This is a genomic window from Agrobacterium larrymoorei (assembly GCF_030819275.1).
Taxonomy (GTDB): domain Bacteria; phylum Pseudomonadota; class Alphaproteobacteria; order Rhizobiales; family Rhizobiaceae; genus Agrobacterium; species Agrobacterium larrymoorei_B.
Window position 1 is genome coordinate 213,891 of the sequence record NZ_JAUTBL010000002.1, and the last position, 18,694, is coordinate 232,584.

Consider the following 18,694-nt stretch of genomic DNA (forward strand, 5'->3'; position numbering starts at 1 on the left):
CTGTTGCGTTCCCTGGTCGGGAACGCCATCTTCCTGATACGTCTGATGACGGACAGAGGAAGAAGAGCATGGCAGCGGATGTGATCGTATTGGGTGCCGGGATCATTGGGGTCTCGGTGGCGGTGCAACTGGCAAGGCGCGGAAAATCCGTCGTCCTTCTCGACCGCCGCGGACCAGGGGAGGAAACATCCTTCGGCAATGCCGGTCTCATCCAGCGTGAAGGCGTTGTTCCCTATGGCTTCCCCCAGGATCTCGGCCTGCTTGCGCGCTACTCGCTCAACAACCGCATCGACGCGCATTATCATATGGCGGCAGTGCCGAAGATCGCACCGTTTCTGGCGCGCTACTGGTATCATTCGCAACCTGCACGGCACGCAGCGATCTCCCGTTCCTACGCACCGTTGATCGAACATTCGATTACCGAGCATTCGATCCTGATCGATGAGGCGAAGGCCGGCGATCTTATCGTCAAGAATGGTTGGATGGAGGCTTACCGGACAGAGGCCAAACGAGATGCCGACTTCGCTTTTGCCGAGCGCCTTGCGCGCGATCACGGCATTTCTCACACGAAGCTGACCCGGCAGGAATTGGCCGAAGCAGAGCTACATCTCTCAAAAGACTTTGTCGGCGGCCTGAAGTGGAATGACCCCTGGTCGGTACTCGACCCGCATGGTCTCACCATGGCCTATCTGCGCCTGTTTGAAAGTCTGGGCGGTACATTCGTCAAAGGTGATGCGGCGGCTCTGTCACAGACGCCGACCGGCTGGAAGATCCAGACGGACAATGGGCTGGTGGAGGCCGAGAGCGTGGTTGTTGCGCTCGGCCCCTGGGCAGATACGGTCACAGCACGGCTGGGCTATCGCTTTCTGATGGGCGTCAAGCGCGGCTATCATATGCACTACGCTCCTCAGGAAGGGACGAGGCTGAATAACTGGCTGATCGATGCCGAGCGGGGGTACTTTTTGGCACCGATGAAAAAGGGGATCCGCCTGACAACCGGGGCGGAGTTTGCCGATCGTGATGCGCCGAAATCACCTGTCCAGTTGTTTCGGGCAGAGCGGGTGGCCCGCACCATCTTTCCGCTGGGTGGCAGGCTGGATGCGGACCCCTGGATGGGCGCCCGTCCCTGTACGCCGGACATGATGCCGGTCATCGGCAAGGCGCCGCGACACAAAAGCCTCTGGTTTGCCTTCGGACACGCCCATCATGGTCTGACGCTTGGACCCATCACCGGGCGAGTCCTGGCTGAGGCCATGCTTGGCGAGACCCCGGTCATACCGATCGCCCCATACGCTGCGGAGCGCTTCAATCCCTAATATCGAGATTGGGGGTGGCCTTCCTGCAAAAGCCTGCTTAACATGGCCGGAGGGAGGAAAAAGGGATGCAGCGGGGCATAGTGTCACGATGACGGCGCGATATCTGATCTACCAGCAGCAGGACGACTTTCATTAGTGTCGGCACCTATGGCCGACTGAGAAAGTAACGATCCAACTGGTGAATGATGGCTGATATCGAATACGCAAAGACCTTTTTCCAACAGAACCCCGATATTGAAATCCTCGAAGCCTTCGTCATTGACGCCAATGGCATACCCCGGGGCAAGTGGATCCCGCGTGAGCGGGCGCTCGACGTGCTGGAAAAAGGCATGGCCGTGCCCCGTTCCGTTTATGCGCTGGATATATGGGGCCGCGACGTGAACGCCGCTGGTCTGGCAGAAGGAACCGGCGATCCTGACGGCTTGTGTTTTGCAGTGCCTGAAACCCTGTCGCGCGTCACATGGCTTGGGCGACCCACGGCGCAAGTGCTTCTCGCCATGACCGAGCCGGATGGTGCTGGTTTCTTCGCAGATTCGCGGCATGTTCTTGCGCAGGTTCTATCCGGCTTTACCAAGCGTGGCTTGACCCCTGTCGTTGCCACCGAACTTGAATTCTATCTGATCGATCCGGTCCGTTCCGCGCTCGATCCTGTGCGGCCGCCCAATAGCCGGGAAGGGCGCTGGCATACGGGTCAGACGCAGGTTCTCTCCATTTCCGAACTTCAGGATTTCGAAGACGTCTTTCACGACATCGCCACTGCCTGTCGCGCCCAGAACGTGCTGGCCGATACGACGCTTCGCGAAAATGGCCCCGGGCAATACGAAATCAACCTCAACCATGTGCCCGATGCGCTTCAGGCGGCGGATTTCGCCGTCTTCCTCAAGCGCATCGTCAAAGGGGTGGCGCGCAAGCATGATCTGGATGCCACCTTCATGGCCAAGCCCTATGGCACGCAAGCTGGCAACGGTATGCATGTGCATTTCTCCGTTCTGGATAAGGATGGACGAAACATCTATGTGGGCGAGGACGGTCCGTCGGAAGCGCTGATGCACAGCGTTGGTGGACTTCTGGAGAACATGGGGGAAAGCATGGCGGTGTTTGCGCCGCATGCCAATTCCTATCGGCGGCTGCGCCCGAGTGAACATGCGCCGACCTATGCCTCCTGGGGTTTCGACAACCGCTCGGCCGCCGTGCGGGTGATCACCGCAAGCAAACCGGCCACCCGCATCGAACACCGTGTGGCGGGTGCTGACACCAACCCCTATCTCGTGCTTGCCATGATCCTGAACGCGGCGCTTTCCGGCATGCGGGAGAAGCGCCAGCCGGGCGGTGCGATTGCTGGCGATAGCCATGCCATCAATCACGAGCCCTTGCCGACGAACTGGGATTATGCGGTCCAGCGCTTTGCCCGTTCGAGTTTTGCCTATGCCACGCTCGGCCAGCGCTACAGAACGCTCTATGCTGCCTGCAAGCAGCAGGAAATTTCCGAATTCTCGCTTCGCGTCACCGATGTGGAATATGACGCCTATATCAGGACGGTGTGAAACATGGCTCAGGTAACCGCGCTTCCGAACCCCGGTCACACGACCTCCTGGTATGCCGCCTCCGCCAATGACAAGACTGTACGACCGGCGCTCGAAGGCGAGATGCATGCGGATATCTGTGTGATCGGCGCTGGCTTCACCGGCATGTCGGCTGCACTCGAGCTTGCGGAAAAAGGCTTCTCTGTCATCGTGCTGGAAGGCTCCCGGATCGGTTTTGGCGCATCCGGTCGCAATGGCGGTCAGATCGTCAATGGCTACAGCCGCGATCTCGAAACCATCGCGGGGCGCTATGGGCACGAGAAGGCCGTGAAACTCGGCGAGATGTCGCTGGAGGGCGGACAGATCATCCGCGAGCGGGTGGCGAAATATGGGATCGACTGCGATCTCGTGGATGGCGGTTTCTTCGCCGCTTTCACACCAAAGCAGATCAAGGAGATGGAAGCCAACAAGGCGCATTGGGAGAAGCACGGGCATTCCGGGCTGGAGATGGTGTCCAAGGCAGAGGTGGGCAAATATGTGAAGTCCGATCGTTATGCCGGCGGCATGATCGACCGGTTCGGCGGTCATATCCATCCACTGAATTACGTGCTGGGTGAGGCGGCTGCGATTGAGAAGATGGGTGGCCGCATCTTCGAAAATTCCAGAGTGATCGGTGTCGAGAAGGGAACGAACCCAACGGTCAGAACCGCGCATGGCAAGGTCACGGCGAAATATGTGCTGGTCTGCGGCAATGCCTATCTTGGCAAGCTCTTGCCGGAAATCGGCGATCGGATGATGCCGGTCTCAAGCCAGGTCATGGCGACAGAGCCGCTCGATGCGAGCCTGATCGAGAGCCTGCTTCCCGCAAATTATTGCGTCGAAGATGCCAACTATATTCTCGATTATTATCGGCGTACTTCAGACAACCGGCTGCTCTATGGCGGCGGCATCGGTTATGGCGGCAGTGATCCGGCCGACCTGACCAGTGTCATCCGCCCCAATATGCTGAAAACCTTTCCACAGTTGAAGGACGTCAAGATCGACTTTGCCTGGAGCGGCAACTTCGCGCTGACACTGACGCGCATTCCGCATATGGGGCGGCTGTCGGAGAACATCTATTTCTCCCACGGCGATAGCGGTCATGGGGTGACCACCACGCAATTGCTCGGGCGTATTTTGGCGGAAGTCGTCTCCGGTCAGGCAGGACGCTTCGATGTCTGGTCATCGCTGCCGAATTTTCCATTTCCAGGCGGCAAGACCTTCCGAGTGCCGCTCACCATGCTGGGTGCATGGTGGTACGGCCTGCGCGACAAGCTCGGACTATAAGGACTTCAACCCCTTCAGCGCGCGCTCGACGATCTCATCGGGCGTGGCATCGATGTTCACGGTGACGACTCCCGGTTCACCGGTTGGGACTTCCAGCGTGTCGAGTTGCGTCTTTAGCAGCGATAGCGGCATGAAGTGGCCCTTGCGTGCACCCATGCGGCTCGTCAAAAGCTCGACGCTGCCTTCCAGGAAAACAAAGGCCAAGGGTCCGCCGCAGGCCGCCCGCAGCCGGTCGCGATAGGATTTCTTCAAGGCCGAGCAGGAAATCACCACGCCACCGGCCTTATAGCCTTGGCGAAGCTCCGCACCCACGAGATCGAGCCACGGCCACCGGTCATCATCGGTCAGTGGAATACCGGCGCTCATCTTCTCGACATTGGCCTTCGGGTGCAGCCTGTCACCCTCCTGAAACGGTATCCCGAGCTTTTCCGCCAGCTCCGCGCCGACAGTGGATTTGCCGCAGCCGCTGACGCCCATCACGATGATTGCCTGTTTCACGCGAAAACCTTTCCCTTTTTTGGTTCTGCTGGCCTAGCAAGAAGGCGGAGATAAGAAAATCGTTTTTTATCAACGAAGCCTTCCCAGGCGCCGGATCGCGTTGTTGAAATCGCAATATCCACGTGCCTAAAATCCCCGAACACAGACTGTTGAGTCTCTGCATGCCGAGGCACCATGACCAGACAACGCCGCCGCTCTATCATCAAGGCAAGACGCACAGGAATGGGGCTGGCGCTGGTGGCCGCCATCTCGTTTGTGGCTGGAATGACGGATGCGATCGGGCTGATGATGTCGGGAGACTTCGTGTCCTTCATGACCGGCAACACCACCCGTGCGGCGATTTCGCTGGAGGCCGGCCAGTATGATCACGCATTGAAGCTTTTTCTTGCCATCATCACTTTCGTCGCTGGCAATGCTGCGGGCATCATCATCGCCCATAGTTCGCAGCGCCGCATCTTCACCGTGCTTTGCTCGGTTGCCCTCATGCTGGCACTCGCCGCCCTGATGCAGGCGTCCGCACTTCGCCCTATCGACTTCTATCTGATCGTCTTTGCCATGGGTATGATCAACGCAGCGGTCGAGCATATCGAAGGTCTACCGATCGGGCTGACCTATGTGACGGGTGCGCTCTCTCGCTTCGGTCGTGGTATTGGCCGCTTGATTTTGGGCGAGCGAAAGCTCGACTGGACGATCCAGCTTGCCCCCTGGCTCGGAATGGTGTCGGGCGCGATTTCGGGCGCGATCCTTGCGAGCCTGTTTCCGGATGGCGCACTCCTCGTCGTCAGTCTGATCGTCTTTGTCGTGGCACTGGCAAGCTTGCTGATGCCGAGGTCTCTCAGAAGCCGCTATAATCAGCGCGTCGCGATCAAGCGTGCCGCAACTGGCGCTTAGGCATCTTATTTGCGCGAGAGCGTGACGAAGGAGGTGCCTCTCACACGCACAGTCATTTCGCAAGGGACGCTGTCGGTCCGATCGCAATAGCGTGGATGCATTTTCAGCACGAAGACCATGTTGCCGAAGCGCTGGATAAAATCGTAGCCGTAGATCGTGGCAGTTGCGATCAACAGATATCCGCCCTCTTTCACCTGGACGTAAAAGTTATAGGGGCAGCCGTCGTCATTGCAGGTGGTGCTCTTATGACCGTCGCAGGTCAGCGCTCCGCGATTGGTCACCGCATCCATCAGCCCGTCATTGTTGATGTCGATGCGGGAGATGTAATCGGGTCCGAATTCGGCGACCTTGCACTGCTTTTGGAAAAAAGCCTTCTCATAAACTTCCGGATCGCTAATCAATTCCTGTTGGGCGAGCGCTGGCGTCATCAGGCTCAAAAGCGCCAGCAGGCTCAGCATGGATGAGAAGAGACGTTTCAAGGCAAGTGTCCTTCGTGGTCTGATCGCTGCCGTCAGGAACATCCATAAGCAAAACGGCTTCATCTTTACCGGATTTGCGTTATGGATGGCGCAGCATAATGATGGCGAGGTCTATAACCCGCCGCGCTTGCGTCACACTGACCGCCACCACAGAAATCAAGGAGCGCCTCTTCATGTCACTCTTGGCCTTCCTCGATTATGCGGGTGTCGCTGTTTTTGCGGCAACAGGCGCTCTGGCTGCCTCACGCAAACAGCTGGATTTCATCGGCTTCATGTTCTTCGCTGCAGCGACAGGGATCGGCGGGGGCACATTGCGGGATCTGGTGCTTGGCCGTGCGCCGGTCTTCTGGGTGATCAATCCGACCTACATCCTCGTCTGCGTCGGTGTGGCAGCACTCGTTTATTTCACCGCGCACCTTTTCGAATCCCGTTACCGCCTGCTGATCTGGCTGGATGCCGTCGGCCTTTCGGCCTATTGGGTCATGGGGGCAGCCAAGGGTCTTGCTGCCACCGGATCGCCGACTGTTGCGATCGTCACCGGAACGATGACCGCCACCTTTGGCGGAGTCCTGCGTGATGTTCTTGCGGGCGAGCCTTCTGTTCTGCTGCGCCCGGAAATCTATATCAGCTGTGCGCTGGCTGGCGCCTGCGTGTTCACCGGCGTGCATTTCCTCGGTGCGCCCCTCATCGTGTCTTCGACGGCAGGCATTCTCACCGCTTTTGGCATCCGTAGCGGAGCGCTGATTTTCGGTTGGACCTTTCCGCCCTACAGGTCTCGCCCTGGTCGTCCACCCGAAGACGTGATGTAGGGCGAGGACGAAGCCTCGAAACGATAAAGGCACCTTCCGGTGCCTTTTCCAATCGAACCATCTCGTATCAGCGCTGTTTGCGCCGCAGGCGGATAACAACATCCACATGGGCGATTTCCATACCCTGTGGTGGTTCGGGAAGATTGCCGATCTGCAGATTGTTGACCGGAATATCGAGAACCTCGTTTTCACCCTCAACGAAAAAGTGATGGTGATCCGAGACGTTGGTGTCGAAATAGGTCTTCGCACCCTCAACCGCGAGCACGCGGATCAGGCCAGCCTCGGTGAATTGGTGCAGCGTATTGTAGACGGTTGCCAGCGAAACGGGCACGCCAGCCGTCACCGCCTCGTCATGAAGCTCTTCTACCGTCAGGTGGCGGTCGCCCTTCGCGAACAGCAGATCGCCAAGCGCAATGCGCTGGCGTGTCGGGCGCAGGCCGAAGCGGCGTAGCCGTGTTCCAATGTCCAAGCTGGCGTCAAATGCCATCGGTTGCGGTTCCTGAGAACGGTTATAAAGTGCGTCGTGAGGATGCATATATCTTTTAAGGACAAGGCTTTCAATAGTTTCCGGCGGAGCCGCCTGTCCTATTGGCGGCAAAAGGGCCGTTTTTGCAATTTTCCGCTGGTTCCGTCCTTACGCTTCCTGTATGCGGGCGCCATATTGAGAACAGGCCTCTGGCAAGTTGGTCTGCTCCAATGTGGATGCTGCCCTTGCGGTGCTTCATTTTGAGCCTAACTTGCTTTACAGAAGTCTAGAAACACGATGAGACGGGAAACGGAAGCAATGGCAACGAGGCAATCGAGCTATAATTATGAGGAAATTCTGGCATGTGGCCGTGGCGAACTGTTTGGCCCCGGCAATGCACAGCTTCCTCTGCCTCCAATGCTGATGGTTCATCGTATCACTGAAATTTCCGAAACCGGCGGCGAGTTCGACAAGGGCTTCATCCGCGCGGAATATGACGTGAAGCCGGATGACTGGTACTTCCCGTGCCACTTTCAGGGAAACCCGATCATGCCGGGCTGCCTCGGTCTCGACGGCATGTGGCAGCTGACAGGCTTCTTCCTCGGCTGGCTGGGTGAGCCTGGCCGCGGCATGGCGCTCTCCACCGGTGAAGTAAAGTTCAAAGGCATGGTTCGTCCTGAAACCAAGCTCCTGCAATATGGTATCGATTTCAAGCGCGTGATGCGCGGCCGCCTCGTGCTCGGCACCGCCGATGGCTGGCTGAAGGCCGATGGCGAAACCATCTATCAAGCGACGGACCTTCGCGTTGGTCTGTCTAAGGAAAAGACCGCCTGACGTCTTTGGCAAGACGGGCGCAACTCGCGCCATCTGCGGCAAGCTTTAAGAAAAGGTCACCTTCATGAGAAGAGTAGTAGTCACCGGCCTCGGTATCGTTTCATCGATCGGCAGCGACGCGGGCGAAGTCACGGCTTCTTTGAGAGACGCCAAGTCCGGCATTTCGTTCTCGCCCGACTTTGCCGAACATGGCTTCAAGTGCCAGGTCTGGGGCAAGCCATCGCTTGATCCGACCGATCTGGTGGATCGTCGCGCCATGCGCTTTCTCTCCCAGGGTGGAGCGTGGAACCATGTTGCGATGAAGCAGGCGATTGCCGATTCCGGTTTGGAAGAGGGCGATATCAGCGGCAATGAGCGCACCGGCATCATCATGGGCTCGGGTGGTCCGTCCACACGCACCATCGTCGAGGCATCCGACATCACGTTGAAGAACAACAGCCCGAAGCGCATCGGCCCCTTTGCCGTGCCGAAGGCCATGTCGTCTACGGCATCCGCCACCCTTGCCACATGGTTCAAGATCCACGGCGTGAACTACTCCATCTCGTCTGCCTGCTCGACATCGGCGCACTGCATCGGCAACGCCGCTGAAATGATTCAGTGGGGCAAGCAGGATGTGATGTTCGCTGGCGGCCACGAGGATCTCGACTGGTCCATGTCGAATCTTTTCGACGCCATGGGCGCCATGTCGTCCAAGTACAACGAAACGCCCTCGGTCGCCTCGCGCGCCTATGACGTCAATCGCGATGGTTTCGTGATTGCCGGTGGTGCAGGCGTTCTGGTTCTGGAAGAGCTGGAGCATGCCAAGGCACGCGGCGCGAAGATCTATGCGGAAATCGTCGGCTACGGCGCGACCTCGGATGGTTACGACATGGTGGCACCGTCCGGCGAAGGCGCCATCCGCTGCATGCGTCAGGCGCTCGCGACCGTGAAGGGCGATATCGATTACGTCAACACCCACGGTACCTCCACGCCTGTCGGCGACAGCAAGGAAATTGGCGCGATCCGCGAAGTCTTCGGCGATAAGATCCCGCATATCCAGTCGACCAAGTCGTTGACGGGCCATTCGCTCGGTGCTGCCGGCGTTCAGGAATCGATCTATGGTCTGTTGATGATGCAGGAACGCTTCATCGGCGAGAGCGCCCACATCGAGACCATCGATCCGGAATTCGATGGCGTTCCGATCGTTCGCCAGCGCATCGACAATGCCAAGATCGACACTGTCCTCTCCAACTCCTTCGGCTTCGGCGGTACCAACGCCACGCTCGTCTTCCAGCGCTATAACGGATAATTGCCCATGAACGGCATCATGCAGGGTAAACGCGGCCTCATCATGGGCGTCGCAAACAATCACTCGATCGCCTGGGGCATTGCCAAGGCACTGGCCGCACAGGGCGCGGAACTGGCTTTTACCTATCAGGGTGAAGCTCTTGGAAGGCGCGTCAAGCCGCTCGCGGCTGAAGTCGGCTCCGATTTCATCGTACCCTGCGATGTCGAAGATATTGCATCCGTGGACGCTCTTTTTGAAACCCTGCGCGAGCGCTGGGGTTCGATCGACTTCGTCGTTCACGCCATCGGCTTTTCCGACAAGAACGAGCTGAAGGGTCTCTACGCCGATACGACACGCGAAAACTTCAGCCGCACGATGGTCATCTCATGCTTCTCTTTCACCGAGATTGCCAAGCGGGCGGCAAGCCTGATGACGGATGGCGGCTCGATGTTGACGTTGACCTATAACGGCTCCCAGCGCGTCATCCCGAATTACAATGTCATGGGCGTGGCAAAGGCGGCTCTCGAGGCGTCCGTCCGCTATCTGGCAGCCGACTATGGTCCGAAGGGGATTCGCGTCAATGCCATTTCGGCCGGTCCCGTCCGCACGCTGGCAGGCGCCGGCATTTCGGATGCGCGTGCAATCTTCGCATGGAACCTGAAGAACGCACCGTTGCGCCGCACAGCCGACATCGACGATATCGGCGGCTCTGCGCTCTATCTTCTGTCGAACCTCTCCCGCGGTGTGACCGGCGAATGCCACTATGTGGATTGCGGCTACAACATCACCTCGGTGCCGACACTGGAAGAGCTCCGCAGAGCTGACGCTGATTAAGCGGTCCGCCTGACCAGATCATGTTGAAAAAGCCCGGCATCGCTGGGCTTTTTTGTGCCCGATACTGAGGCGTTTGCTGGTGTTCCCGGGCGTTCGGAGACGCTTTTACTGATCTTTGTGTGTCGAAAAACAAGACATGTGGCAAATCTGAGATTTTCCGACAGGGAAATATAAAGAAAGCCCTCATAATGATCCTTGTGCGATACCACTCCCGCAAGATCAATTTCCGTCAGAGATAGAAGAGCGCATGCGAAGGCCAATGTTGCAGAAGGCATTACCTGGCAAGTTACTCCGCTCGCGCGATGGCGCCGCCGCGATCGAATTCGCCATTCTCGCCATGCCGTACTTCCTTGTCGTTTTCGCGATCCTGGAAACCTTTATCGCGATGATGGGTGAGCAGCTTTTCGTCAATGCCACCGACACCATGGCGCGCAAATTGCGGACCGGGCAGATCACCAATACCGTGACCAAGGAAGACTTTCGCAAGCAGTTCTGCCAGGAGGTTTCAGTTTTAGTAACCTGCTCGGAAGACGAGATCAAACAGGCCGCCAAACTTTACATCGATCTTCGCCAGTTCAATAGCTTCGCGGATATACCCAAAACCATCCCGCTGATCCAGACAGGCGAATATTACGATCTCAACACCTCTGTCTTCGGCTTCAAGCCCGGAGGGCCCGGCACGATCAATATGCTGCGGGTCTATTATCGCTGGCCGGTCATTACCGATCTCATTCGTCCCTATCTGACGAAGATCCGTCCGGCTGATGGTTCGATGCCCTCCCACTTCCTCATCGTTGCGACCGATGCGTATCGCAACGAGAATTACTAGCGAGCGGAAAAAGATGAAGGTCAAAACCAGACCATCCTGCGCGAAGACCAGCGGCATCTTTCTACGCTTTGCCAAGCACCGGGAAGGTGCGGGCGCAATCGAGTTTGCCATCATCTTTCCGCTGCTCGTATCGCTCTATCTAACGTCGTTCGAGCTGACGATAGGTTTCAGCGTCTATAAGCGCGCGACGCGTGCCGCTGGAGCGATTGCCGACATCGTCTCGACCCAGACGAAGGTCGACAAGGACTATCTGGCGACGATGAAGGATGTGGCCGCGGCGATCTTCGTTCCCTACGGCACGGATGGATTGAAGCTCAAGATCACCGGCATCAAGATCGATATCAACAAGAATGCGACGGTGGTATGGTCCTGGGACCAGGGCGGTGGTCGTCCCTATGCGGTCGGTGCCGCGGCGGATGTGCCGGCAAACTTACGCTCTGTCAGCGACTTTCTCGTGCATGCCGAACTGTCGGTGCCACATAGTCTGCTCATGTTCATGCCGACGATGGTATCGGAAAACTCGACCATCACGATCAGCCGGGATTACTATTTCGCCAAGCGCGAGGGTGACCCGATTCTCTGCCGCGACTGCTAAAGCGCAAAAAGTGCGAAACGATTTCGTGACGACGCCATGTACGAAACGCGCAGTTACGGTGTGAGGAGCGAATCCATTGGAGCGCGACAATGCTCAACATGTGTTGCGCAGGTGCAGGGTAGCTCAGTCAAAGCATGGGCTTTATGGCTCATCGGAGAAAACAAAAAAGCTGCGAAACGTCAGAGTCTCGCAGCTTTCATTTTTAGATGCCTGGAAACCGATCAGGCGGGCATGTCAAGCTTGCGGCTGAAGAACAGCGCCACGATGGTGCAGACCGCGCCGGACAGCAGGTAGATGCCGACGGCGAAGAGGCCGAATTCCGAAGAGAAGCCGAGCGCCACGAGGGGTGCGAAGCCTGCACCGATCAGCCACGAAATATCTGAGGTCAAGGACGCACCGGTGTAGCGATACTCCCGGCTGAAGCGCGACGCCAGCGCGCCGCCAGCCTGACCGAAGGACAGGCCGAGCAGCGAGAAGCCGATCAAGACGAACAGATAGCGGCCGATATCTCCAGACGCCATCAGGATTGGTGCGATGAAGCTGAACACGCCGATCAACGACGCGGCAATGACCAGCAGCTTGCGGCGCCCAATACGATCGGCAAGCGCGCCGGACACGACGATCATCCCACCGCCGATGATGGCGCTGATGAACTGAACGAAGAGAAAGTCCGACAGACGCTGCTGCGTATGCAGAACCACCCAGCTGATCGGAAAGACGGTAACGAGGTGGAACAGTGCGAAGCTAGCCAGCGGAACGAAGGCGCCGGTGATGACGACGCGCGACTGGCTGCGCAGCATCTCGAACATCGGCTTCGGCTCCAGTTCATGCTGGGCCAGCATGGCCTGGAATTCCGGCGTCACGATCATGCGAAGGCGGGCAAACAGTGCCAGAACATTCAGTGCCAGAGCGACGAAGAATGGGAAGCGCCACCCCCAGGCAAGAAACTCAGGGTTGGAAAGCTGGGTCACGAAGATGATGAAGAAGGCGCTGGCGAGACCAAAGCCCATGGCAGCACCGATCTGCGGCATCATCGCATACCAGCCGCGCTGCTTTTCAGGTGCGTTCATGGCCAGAAGCGAGACCAGACCATCCCACGCGCCGCCAAGACCGAGACCCTGACCGATGCGGAAGACGGCAAGCAGGATCGGCGCCATGATACCGACGTCACCATAAGAGGGCAGGAAACTGATCGCCATCGTCGATCCACAGAGTGTGAAGAGGGCGGCAGTCAACTTGACGGCACGACCGAACTTGCGGTCGATCTGCAGGAAGATGAGGGAACCGATCGGTCGCGCAATGAAGGCGAGCGAGAACACGGCGAAGGAATAGAGCGTCGCGGTCAGCGGATCCGCAAACGAAAAGAAGACGTAGGGAAACACCAGAACAGACGCGATCGCATAGACAAAAAAGTCGAAAAATTCAGTCATTCTCGCGAGAATGACAGCCATCGTGATGCGGTCCGGATCGACGGCTACGGGAGCCTGGCTCGATGGGGCGTCGGAGGCCGGAAACGTTGAGGCCGTGTCGGTATAGCTCATAATAGTCCCTCCTGCATATTGCGAACCATGTCCGTAACGCACGCGGCTCCTCATCCGTTGCGTTACATGCGACCGATTGTCACACACGCTAATGCACCCGTCAAACGGAATTGCCTGAAATTGCTTGCCGATGGGGCTCTGTTTGGAGTAACTGCTGGATACAGGAAAACTGCTTCGACCAGCTGTCATTGCTGCAGTGCAAAAGGCCGCTGCACCGCGACAAAATTACACATTTATTAAATGACATTTGGCAACTAATCCCGGTCCATACCGAATAATCGAGTAGAAGAACGTGCGCACGATCAAGAAACTTACCGCGGCCCTTGGGGGCCTGTCGTCGTTGCTGCTGCTCAGCGGCTGCAACCTCGTCGTCATGAACCCTTCCGGTGACGTCGCCCGCCAGCAGGCCGATCTGATCATCACTGCGACGGTTCTCATGCTGTTGATCATCGTTCCGGTCCTCGCGCTGACAATCTTCTTCGCCTGGAAGTATCGCGCGGCCGCCAAGGCGACCGATTACGATCCCGAGTGGCACCACTCCACCCGTCTGGAAATGGTCATCTGGTCTGCCCCGGTCGCCATCATCCTGATGCTTGGCACCGTTACGTGGATCGCCACCCACCGTCTCGATCCCTATCGCCCACTCGATCGTATCGATGAGGCCAGGGAAGTGACGGAAGCGGTCAAGCCGCTGACGGTCGAAGTGGTTGCCATGGATTGGAAGTGGCTGTTCTTCTATCCGGAACTCGGCATCGGCAGCGTCAATGAATTTGCCGCCCCCGTCGACGTTCCGATCAACTTCAAGATCACCGGCACGACGGCGATGAACTCCTTTTTCGTGCCAGCCCTTGCCGGTCAGATCTATGCCATGGGTGGCATGCAGACCAAGCTGCACGCCGTCATCAACCGCGAAGGCGTCTATGACGGCTTTTCGGCAAACTTCTCCGGCCCCGGCTTCTCGTGGATGCGCTTTAAGTTCCACGGCGTGAGCCAGCAAGGCTTCGACCAGTGGGTCGCCAAGGTCAAGGAAGGCGGCAAGCCTTTCGGCCGCATGGAATACCTGGAACTGGCCAAGCCGAGCGAACGCAATCCGGTGGAATACTTTGCCAATGTCGATCCTCAGCTTTATGACGCGATCCTCAATCGCTGCGTCGAGCCGAACAAGCTGTGCATGCGCGACATGATGCATGTCGATGCCAATGGCGGCGGCGGCAAGGAAGGCATCGATATAGCCAAGGCGCTGAACTCCGTTGTCTGCACCCCGCTTTCGCCCTACGGCGTGGCCACTGGCCCGGGCTCCATGCCTGCTGCCATCGAAGGCCAGACCTTTGAGCCTGCTGCGCTCCCGCAGGTCAAGGCGGAAGCCACGGCGTCTCCGGGCAAAGCCGGCTGAAATTGAAACGATTGTCTGCAGCGCGTTTTCGCGCTGCCCTTAAGGTTTGAAGCAAGAGGCTAAAATGGTCGCCACCACCGATCAAACGTCGTTCCTGTTCGGGAAGCTGACGTTGGAATCCATCCCGTACCACGAGCCGATCCTCGTCGTCACCTTTATCGGGGTGGCTATCGGGGCCATCGCCGTCCTCGGTCTCACGACCTATTTCCGACTCTGGGGTTATCTCTGGAGAGAATGGTTCACGTCGATCGACCACAAGAAGATCGGTATCATGTATATCGTCCTCGCGATCGTCATGCTCCTGCGTGGCTTCGCTGATGCTGTCTTGATGCGTACCCAGCAGGCGATCGCCTCTGGCGGTTCGGAAGGCTACCTGCCACCGCATCACTACGACCAGATCTTTACCGCGCATGGCGTCATCATGATCTTCTTCATGGCCATGCCGATGATCACCGGTCTGATGAACTATGTCGTGCCGCTGCAGATCGGCGCGCGCGACGTGTCTTTCCCCTTCCTCAACAACTTCTCCTTCTGGATGACGACTGCCGGCGCCGTGATCACCATGATCTCGCTCTTTATCGGCGAATACGCCCAGACCGGCTGGCTCGCTTATCCGCCTCTGTCCGGAATTGAGGGAAGTCCGAATGTCGGCGTCGATTACTATATCTGGGGACTTCAGGTTGCCGGGGTGGGGACGACCTTGTCGGGTATCAACCTGATCGTCACCATCATCAAGATGCGCGCGCCGGGCATGACCATGATGCGCCTGCCGATCTTCGTCTGGACGTCGCTGTGTTCGAACATCCTGATCGTGGCATCCTTCCCGATCCTGACCGGCACGCTTGCCCTTCTGACGCTTGACCGTTATCTCGGCATGAACTTCTTCACCAATGACCTTGGTGGCAATCCGATGATGTATGTGAACCTCATCTGGATCTGGGGTCACCCTGAAGTTTACATCCTGGTTCTGCCGGCCTTCGGCATTTTCTCGGAAATCGTCTCGACCTTCTCCCAGAAGCGCCTCTTCGGCTACACCTCGATGGTTTACGCGACTGCCGTCATCACCATTCTGGCCTATGTCGTGTGGCTGCATCACTTCTTCACCATGGGTTCCGGTGCCAGCGTCAACGCCTTCTTCGGCATCACGACGATGATCATCTCGATCCCGACGGGCGCGAAGATCTTCAACTGGCTCTTCACCATGTATAAGGGTCGCATCAAGTTCGATGTCCCGATGTTGTGGGCGGTCGGCTTTATGATCACCTTCGTCATCGGCGGTATGACCGGCGTTCTGCTCGCCGTTCCTCCGGCAGACTTCGTGCTGCACAACTCGCTCTTCCTGATCGCTCACTTCCACAACACGATCATCGGCGGCGTTGTCTTCGGTGTTCTGGCCGGTATCGTCTACTGGTTCCCCAAGGCCTTCGGCTTCCGTCTCGATCCGTTCTGGGGCAAGATGTCCTTCTGGTGCTGGTTTGTTGGCTTCTATATCGCCTTCATGCCGCTCTACATTCTCGGTCTGATGGGTGTAACGCGTCGACTCAGCCAGTTTGAGGATACGTCCCTGCAGATCTGGTTCGTCATCGCCGCCATTGGCGCTGCCACGATCGGTGTCGGCATCGCCTCCTTCCTGCTGTCGATCGTCGTCGGCTTCCTGAAGCGCGAAAAGCTTCGTGACGTCACCGGTGACCCCTATGACGGCCGCACGCTGGAGTGGTCGACCTCGTCTCCGCCGCCTGCCTATAACTTCGCCTTCACGCCGGTCGTGCATGATGTCGATGCCTGGGCGGATATGAAGAAGCATGGCGCGGAGCGTCCGGTGGATGGCTTCATTCCGATCCACATGCCGAAGAACACCGGCACGGGCGTTATCCTCAGCGCCATCAGCGTCGCCCTCGGCTTCGGTCTGGTGTGGCATATCTGGTGGCTTGCCGCCGCAAGCTTGCTCGCGATCATCGCGGTCTCGATTGCCCACACCTTCAACTACAATCGCGACTACTACATTCCGGAAACGGATGTGGCGGAAGTCGAAGCAGCGCGCACGAAGCTGCTGGCAACTCAGGCGTAACTCATGTCTCAAGCACCCGCACAGACCGCCGACAGCGCGGAAAAGCCGGTCTTCTACCTGAAGGAAGACCATCATACGGAAAACGGCACGGCGCTCGGTTTCTGGCTCTATCTGATGAGCGACTGCCTGATCTTCGCAACGCTCTTCGCCACCTACGCCGTTGTCGGCCGCAGCTATGCGGCCGGTCCCTCCGGTGCTGATCTTTTCGATCTGAAGCTGGTCGCCATCAACACCGGCTTCCTGCTCTTCTCGTCCATCACCTATGGCTTTGCCATGCTGGAAGCGCAGAAGAAGAAGGTCAATTCGACGCTGCTCTGGCTCGCCATCACCGGCGTCTTCGGCCTCTGCTTCCTCGGTCTCGAACTCTATGAGTTCCATCACCTGATCGAAGAAGGTGCCGGCCCGCATCGCTCGGCTTTCCTGTCCGCCTTCTTCGCGCTGGTCGGCACTCACGGTCTGCACGTCACCTTCGGCGTGATCTGGCTGGTAACGCTGATGGTGCAGGTGAAGAAGTTCGGCCTGCATGCGGACAACATGCGCCGCCTGACGTGCCTTTCGATGTTCTGGCACTTCCTCGATGTCGTCTGGATCGGCGTCTTTTCCTTCGTCTATCTGGTTGGAGTTCTGTGATGAGTTCGAACACGCATTCACACGACCACGCGCATGGTCATGCCCATTCTCATGGGGACGATCATCACCATGAAAGCGGCGAGGATCACGGCTCCTTCAAGAGCTACATGATCGGCTTCATCCTGTCGGTCATCCTCACCGCCATTCCGTTCTGGCTGGTGATGGGCAATGTTCTGGAAAACCGCACCGCCACCGTGATCATCATCATGGTGTTCGCTGTCATCCAGGTCTTTGTGCATATGATCTACTTCCTGCACATGAACACCAAGTCGCAAGGCGGCTGGACCTTCATGTCGCTGCTCTTCACGTTGGTCGTCGTCATGATCGCGCTCGTTGGCTCGCTCTGGGTCATGTACAACATGAACAAGAACATGATGCCGACCATGACGATGGAACAGATGAAGAATCTGCCCTGACGTTTGGGTTCACCGATCAGGTCCGCGCCTGGATAAGGCGCGGATCATCCCTCCGAGAGAACATTTAACCCCATGAATCGGAGAGCGGATTCATGGGGTTATGTGTTTGAGCATGATGCTCTTGAGGACTACCCCAATGCAGACCACCGCCAGAAAAGGCATACGCCCCGCAGCCGTCGTCGTCATTTTGATGACCGTCATTCTCACCGGTCTGTTGCTGGCGCTTGGGACATGGCAGGTGAAGCGGCTTTCCTGGAAGCTCGACCTCATTCACCAAGTGGAGGAGAGGGCGCATGCGGCACCCGTTGACGCACCGCCGCCATCCGAATGGGGATCGCTGACCGATCCCGCAACCTATGAATACCGCCGTGTGAAGCTCACGGGTATCTTCCGCCACCAGGATGAGGTGCAGGTCTATACGGTGTCCGATCTCGGACCGGGCTATTGGGTGCTGACGCCGCTGCAACGCGATGACGGCTCACTGGTCGTCATCAACCGCGGCTTTGTACCGAGCGATAAGCGTGATCCTTCGACCCGTCTCGCCGGCGAGTTGCCGGCCCGCGTGGAGGTGATCGGCCTCATGCGGGCACCGGAGACAGGCGGACTCTTCCTGCGCACGAATGATCCTGCGAACAATCGCTGGTACTCCCGCAACATCGCGCAGATTGCGGAAGCCAAATCACTCGGCACCGTAGCGCCTTTCTATGTCGATGCCGACGCAACGCCCAATCCCGGCGGCTTGCCGATCGGCGGCAAGACCATGCTTGTCTTTCCCAACAACCATCTTTCCTACGCGATCACCTGGTATATCCTGGCTGCGATGACGGTTGCCGCCGGCTGGTACGTCGCACGCAACCTCAATGCGCCCAAGCGACATAAGGACGATAAGACGGGTGACGCGCGCCAATAAAGCGTTTCACCTTTTACGCTGCGGTGTTCTATATATCGCCGTTGCAAAGCGACAATCATGTCGCGTCTT

At 57.9% G+C, this 18,694-nt stretch carries 19 protein-coding genes; 15 read left to right on the forward strand and 4 right to left on the reverse strand.

Going from position 1 to position 18,694, the window contains the following annotated elements; all coding sequences use genetic code 11:
* The first annotated feature begins 68 nt into the window (after positions 1-68).
* The 3 genes from QE408_RS09600 to QE408_RS09610 all read left to right on the forward strand — a co-directional run bounded on the left by QE408_RS09600 (position 69) and on the right by QE408_RS09610 (position 4,165).
* Positions 69-1,316 carry an NAD(P)/FAD-dependent oxidoreductase gene (locus tag QE408_RS09600; RefSeq protein ID WP_306930592.1) on the forward strand — a complete coding sequence of 416 codons (1,248 nt, stop codon included), beginning with the start codon at positions 69-71 and terminating at the stop codon, positions 1,314-1,316.
* Between the two features lie 182 nt (positions 1,317-1,498).
* Positions 1,499-2,860 (forward strand): glutamine synthetase family protein, encoded by a 1,362-nt coding sequence (locus tag QE408_RS09605; RefSeq protein ID WP_306930593.1) that lies wholly within the window; start codon positions 1,499-1,501, stop codon positions 2,858-2,860.
* A gap of 3 nt (positions 2,861-2,863) precedes the next feature.
* Entirely contained in the window at positions 2,864-4,165 is a 1,302-nt protein-coding gene (locus QE408_RS09610) for an NAD(P)/FAD-dependent oxidoreductase (protein ID WP_306930595.1), read from the forward strand.
* On the opposite strand, the gene QE408_RS09615 is transcribed toward QE408_RS09610, so the two are convergent.
* On the reverse strand, positions 4,160-4,642 hold the full coding sequence (locus tag QE408_RS09615) for a gluconokinase (RefSeq protein WP_306934749.1): 483 nt from the start codon (positions 4,640-4,642) through the stop codon (positions 4,160-4,162). The genes QE408_RS09610 and QE408_RS09615 overlap by 6 nt on opposite strands.
* Positions 4,643-4,837: 195 nt before the next feature.
* Between QE408_RS09615 and QE408_RS09620 the strand changes: the two genes are divergently transcribed.
* Entirely contained in the window at positions 4,838-5,554 is a 717-nt protein-coding gene (locus tag QE408_RS09620) for a YoaK family protein (RefSeq protein WP_306930597.1), read from the forward strand.
* A gap of 5 nt (positions 5,555-5,559) precedes the next feature.
* Here QE408_RS09620 and QE408_RS09625 read toward each other — a convergent pair whose 3' ends face one another.
* Positions 5,560-6,012 (reverse strand): hypothetical protein, encoded by a 453-nt coding sequence (locus tag QE408_RS09625; RefSeq protein WP_373465576.1) that lies wholly within the window; start codon positions 6,010-6,012, stop codon positions 5,560-5,562.
* Positions 6,013-6,206: 194 nt separating this feature from the next.
* Between QE408_RS09625 and QE408_RS09630 the strand changes: the two genes are divergently transcribed.
* A complete protein-coding gene (locus QE408_RS09630) occupies positions 6,207-6,842 on the forward strand; it encodes a trimeric intracellular cation channel family protein (RefSeq protein WP_306930601.1) in 636 nt (211 codons plus the stop codon).
* A 67-nt stretch (positions 6,843-6,909) separates the two neighbouring features.
* Here QE408_RS09630 and irrA read toward each other — a convergent pair whose 3' ends face one another.
* Positions 6,910-7,329 carry an iron response transcriptional regulator IrrA gene (gene irrA / locus QE408_RS09635; protein WP_306930602.1) on the reverse strand — a complete coding sequence of 140 codons (420 nt, stop codon included), beginning with the start codon at positions 7,327-7,329 and terminating at the stop codon, positions 6,910-6,912.
* Positions 7,330-7,626: 297 nt separating this feature from the next.
* On the opposite strand from irrA, the gene fabA reads away from it, so the two are divergent.
* From fabA to QE408_RS09660, 5 genes are all read left to right on the forward strand, one after another.
* Positions 7,627-8,142 (forward strand): 3-hydroxyacyl-[acyl-carrier-protein] dehydratase FabA, encoded by a 516-nt coding sequence (fabA, locus tag QE408_RS09640; protein ID WP_062427147.1) that lies wholly within the window; start codon positions 7,627-7,629, stop codon positions 8,140-8,142.
* A 64-nt stretch (positions 8,143-8,206) separates the two neighbouring features.
* Positions 8,207-9,430, forward strand: coding sequence for a beta-ketoacyl-ACP synthase I (gene fabB / locus QE408_RS09645; RefSeq protein ID WP_306930605.1), 1,224 nt, complete (start codon positions 8,207-8,209; stop codon positions 9,428-9,430).
* A gap of 6 nt (positions 9,431-9,436) precedes the next feature.
* Positions 9,437-10,243: an enoyl-ACP reductase FabI gene (gene fabI, locus QE408_RS09650; RefSeq protein ID WP_306930607.1), complete on the forward strand. Its 807-nt coding sequence runs from the start codon at positions 9,437-9,439 to the stop codon at positions 10,241-10,243.
* Between the two features lie 247 nt (positions 10,244-10,490).
* Entirely contained in the window at positions 10,491-11,072 is a 582-nt protein-coding gene (locus tag QE408_RS09655) for a TadE/TadG family type IV pilus assembly protein (protein ID WP_306930608.1), read from the forward strand.
* Between the two features lie 13 nt (positions 11,073-11,085).
* Positions 11,086-11,667 carry a TadE/TadG family type IV pilus assembly protein gene (locus QE408_RS09660; RefSeq protein ID WP_306930610.1) on the forward strand — a complete coding sequence of 194 codons (582 nt, stop codon included), beginning with the start codon at positions 11,086-11,088 and terminating at the stop codon, positions 11,665-11,667.
* Between the two features lie 221 nt (positions 11,668-11,888).
* Here QE408_RS09660 and QE408_RS09665 read toward each other — a convergent pair whose 3' ends face one another.
* Entirely contained in the window at positions 11,889-13,208 is a 1,320-nt protein-coding gene (locus QE408_RS09665; protein ID WP_306930612.1) for an MFS transporter, read from the reverse strand.
* 373 nt (positions 13,209-13,581) lie between these two features.
* Here QE408_RS09665 and cyoA point away from each other — a divergent pair, with 373 nt between their 5' ends.
* The 5 genes from cyoA to QE408_RS09690 all read left to right on the forward strand — a co-directional run bounded on the left by cyoA (position 13,582) and on the right by QE408_RS09690 (position 18,625).
* Positions 13,582-14,601, forward strand: coding sequence for a ubiquinol oxidase subunit II (gene cyoA / locus QE408_RS09670; RefSeq protein WP_306934750.1), 1,020 nt, complete (start codon positions 13,582-13,584; stop codon positions 14,599-14,601).
* A gap of 64 nt (positions 14,602-14,665) precedes the next feature.
* Positions 14,666-16,669, forward strand: coding sequence for a cytochrome o ubiquinol oxidase subunit I (gene cyoB / locus QE408_RS09675; protein WP_306930614.1), 2,004 nt, complete (start codon positions 14,666-14,668; stop codon positions 16,667-16,669).
* 3 nt (positions 16,670-16,672) lie between these two features.
* The gene (gene cyoC, locus QE408_RS09680; protein WP_306930615.1) at positions 16,673-17,299 is read left to right on the forward strand and encodes a cytochrome o ubiquinol oxidase subunit III; all 627 of its coding nucleotides are present in this window, start codon (positions 16,673-16,675) and stop codon (positions 17,297-17,299) included.
* Positions 17,299-17,715: a cytochrome o ubiquinol oxidase subunit IV gene (cyoD, locus tag QE408_RS09685; protein ID WP_306930616.1), complete on the forward strand. Its 417-nt coding sequence runs from the start codon at positions 17,299-17,301 to the stop codon at positions 17,713-17,715. The genes cyoC and cyoD overlap by 1 nt, the downstream gene beginning before the upstream one ends.
* A gap of 136 nt (positions 17,716-17,851) precedes the next feature.
* A complete protein-coding gene (locus QE408_RS09690) occupies positions 17,852-18,625 on the forward strand; it encodes an SURF1 family protein (protein WP_306930618.1) in 774 nt (257 codons plus the stop codon).
* The last annotated feature ends 69 nt before the right edge of the window (positions 18,626-18,694 follow it).

Bases quoted from the DNA above. Each gene is read 5' to 3' on its own strand.
- QE408_RS09600 (WP_306930592.1), top strand. From the start codon at position 69: ATGGCAGCGGATGTGATCGTATTGGGTGCCGGGATCATTGGGGTCTCG.
- QE408_RS09605 (WP_306930593.1), top strand. From the start codon at position 1,499: ATGATGGCTGATATCGAATACGCAAAGACCTTTTTCCAACAGAACCCC.
- QE408_RS09610 (WP_306930595.1), top strand. From the start codon at position 2,864: ATGGCTCAGGTAACCGCGCTTCCGAACCCCGGTCACACGACCTCCTGG.
- QE408_RS09615 (WP_306934749.1), bottom strand. From the start codon at position 4,642: ATGGGCGTCAGCGGCTGCGGCAAATCCACTGTCGGCGCGGAGCTGGCG.
- QE408_RS09620 (WP_306930597.1), top strand. From the start codon at position 4,838: ATGACCAGACAACGCCGCCGCTCTATCATCAAGGCAAGACGCACAGGA.
- QE408_RS09625 (WP_373465576.1), bottom strand. From the start codon at position 6,012: ATGCTGAGCCTGCTGGCGCTTTTGAGCCTGATGACGCCAGCGCTCGCC.
- QE408_RS09630 (WP_306930601.1), top strand. From the start codon at position 6,207: ATGTCACTCTTGGCCTTCCTCGATTATGCGGGTGTCGCTGTTTTTGCG.
- irrA (WP_306930602.1), bottom strand. From the start codon at position 7,329: ATGGCATTTGACGCCAGCTTGGACATTGGAACACGGCTACGCCGCTTC.
- fabA (WP_062427147.1), top strand. From the start codon at position 7,627: ATGGCAACGAGGCAATCGAGCTATAATTATGAGGAAATTCTGGCATGT.
- fabB (WP_306930605.1), top strand. From the start codon at position 8,207: ATGAGAAGAGTAGTAGTCACCGGCCTCGGTATCGTTTCATCGATCGGC.
- fabI (WP_306930607.1), top strand. From the start codon at position 9,437: ATGAACGGCATCATGCAGGGTAAACGCGGCCTCATCATGGGCGTCGCA.
- QE408_RS09655 (WP_306930608.1), top strand. From the start codon at position 10,491: ATGCGAAGGCCAATGTTGCAGAAGGCATTACCTGGCAAGTTACTCCGC.
- QE408_RS09660 (WP_306930610.1), top strand. From the start codon at position 11,086: ATGAAGGTCAAAACCAGACCATCCTGCGCGAAGACCAGCGGCATCTTT.
- QE408_RS09665 (WP_306930612.1), bottom strand. From the start codon at position 13,208: ATGAGCTATACCGACACGGCCTCAACGTTTCCGGCCTCCGACGCCCCA.
- cyoA (WP_306934750.1), top strand. From the start codon at position 13,582: ATGAACCCTTCCGGTGACGTCGCCCGCCAGCAGGCCGATCTGATCATC.
- cyoB (WP_306930614.1), top strand. From the start codon at position 14,666: ATGGTCGCCACCACCGATCAAACGTCGTTCCTGTTCGGGAAGCTGACG.
- cyoC (WP_306930615.1), top strand. From the start codon at position 16,673: ATGTCTCAAGCACCCGCACAGACCGCCGACAGCGCGGAAAAGCCGGTC.
- cyoD (WP_306930616.1), top strand. From the start codon at position 17,299: ATGAGTTCGAACACGCATTCACACGACCACGCGCATGGTCATGCCCAT.
- QE408_RS09690 (WP_306930618.1), top strand. From the start codon at position 17,852: ATGCAGACCACCGCCAGAAAAGGCATACGCCCCGCAGCCGTCGTCGTC.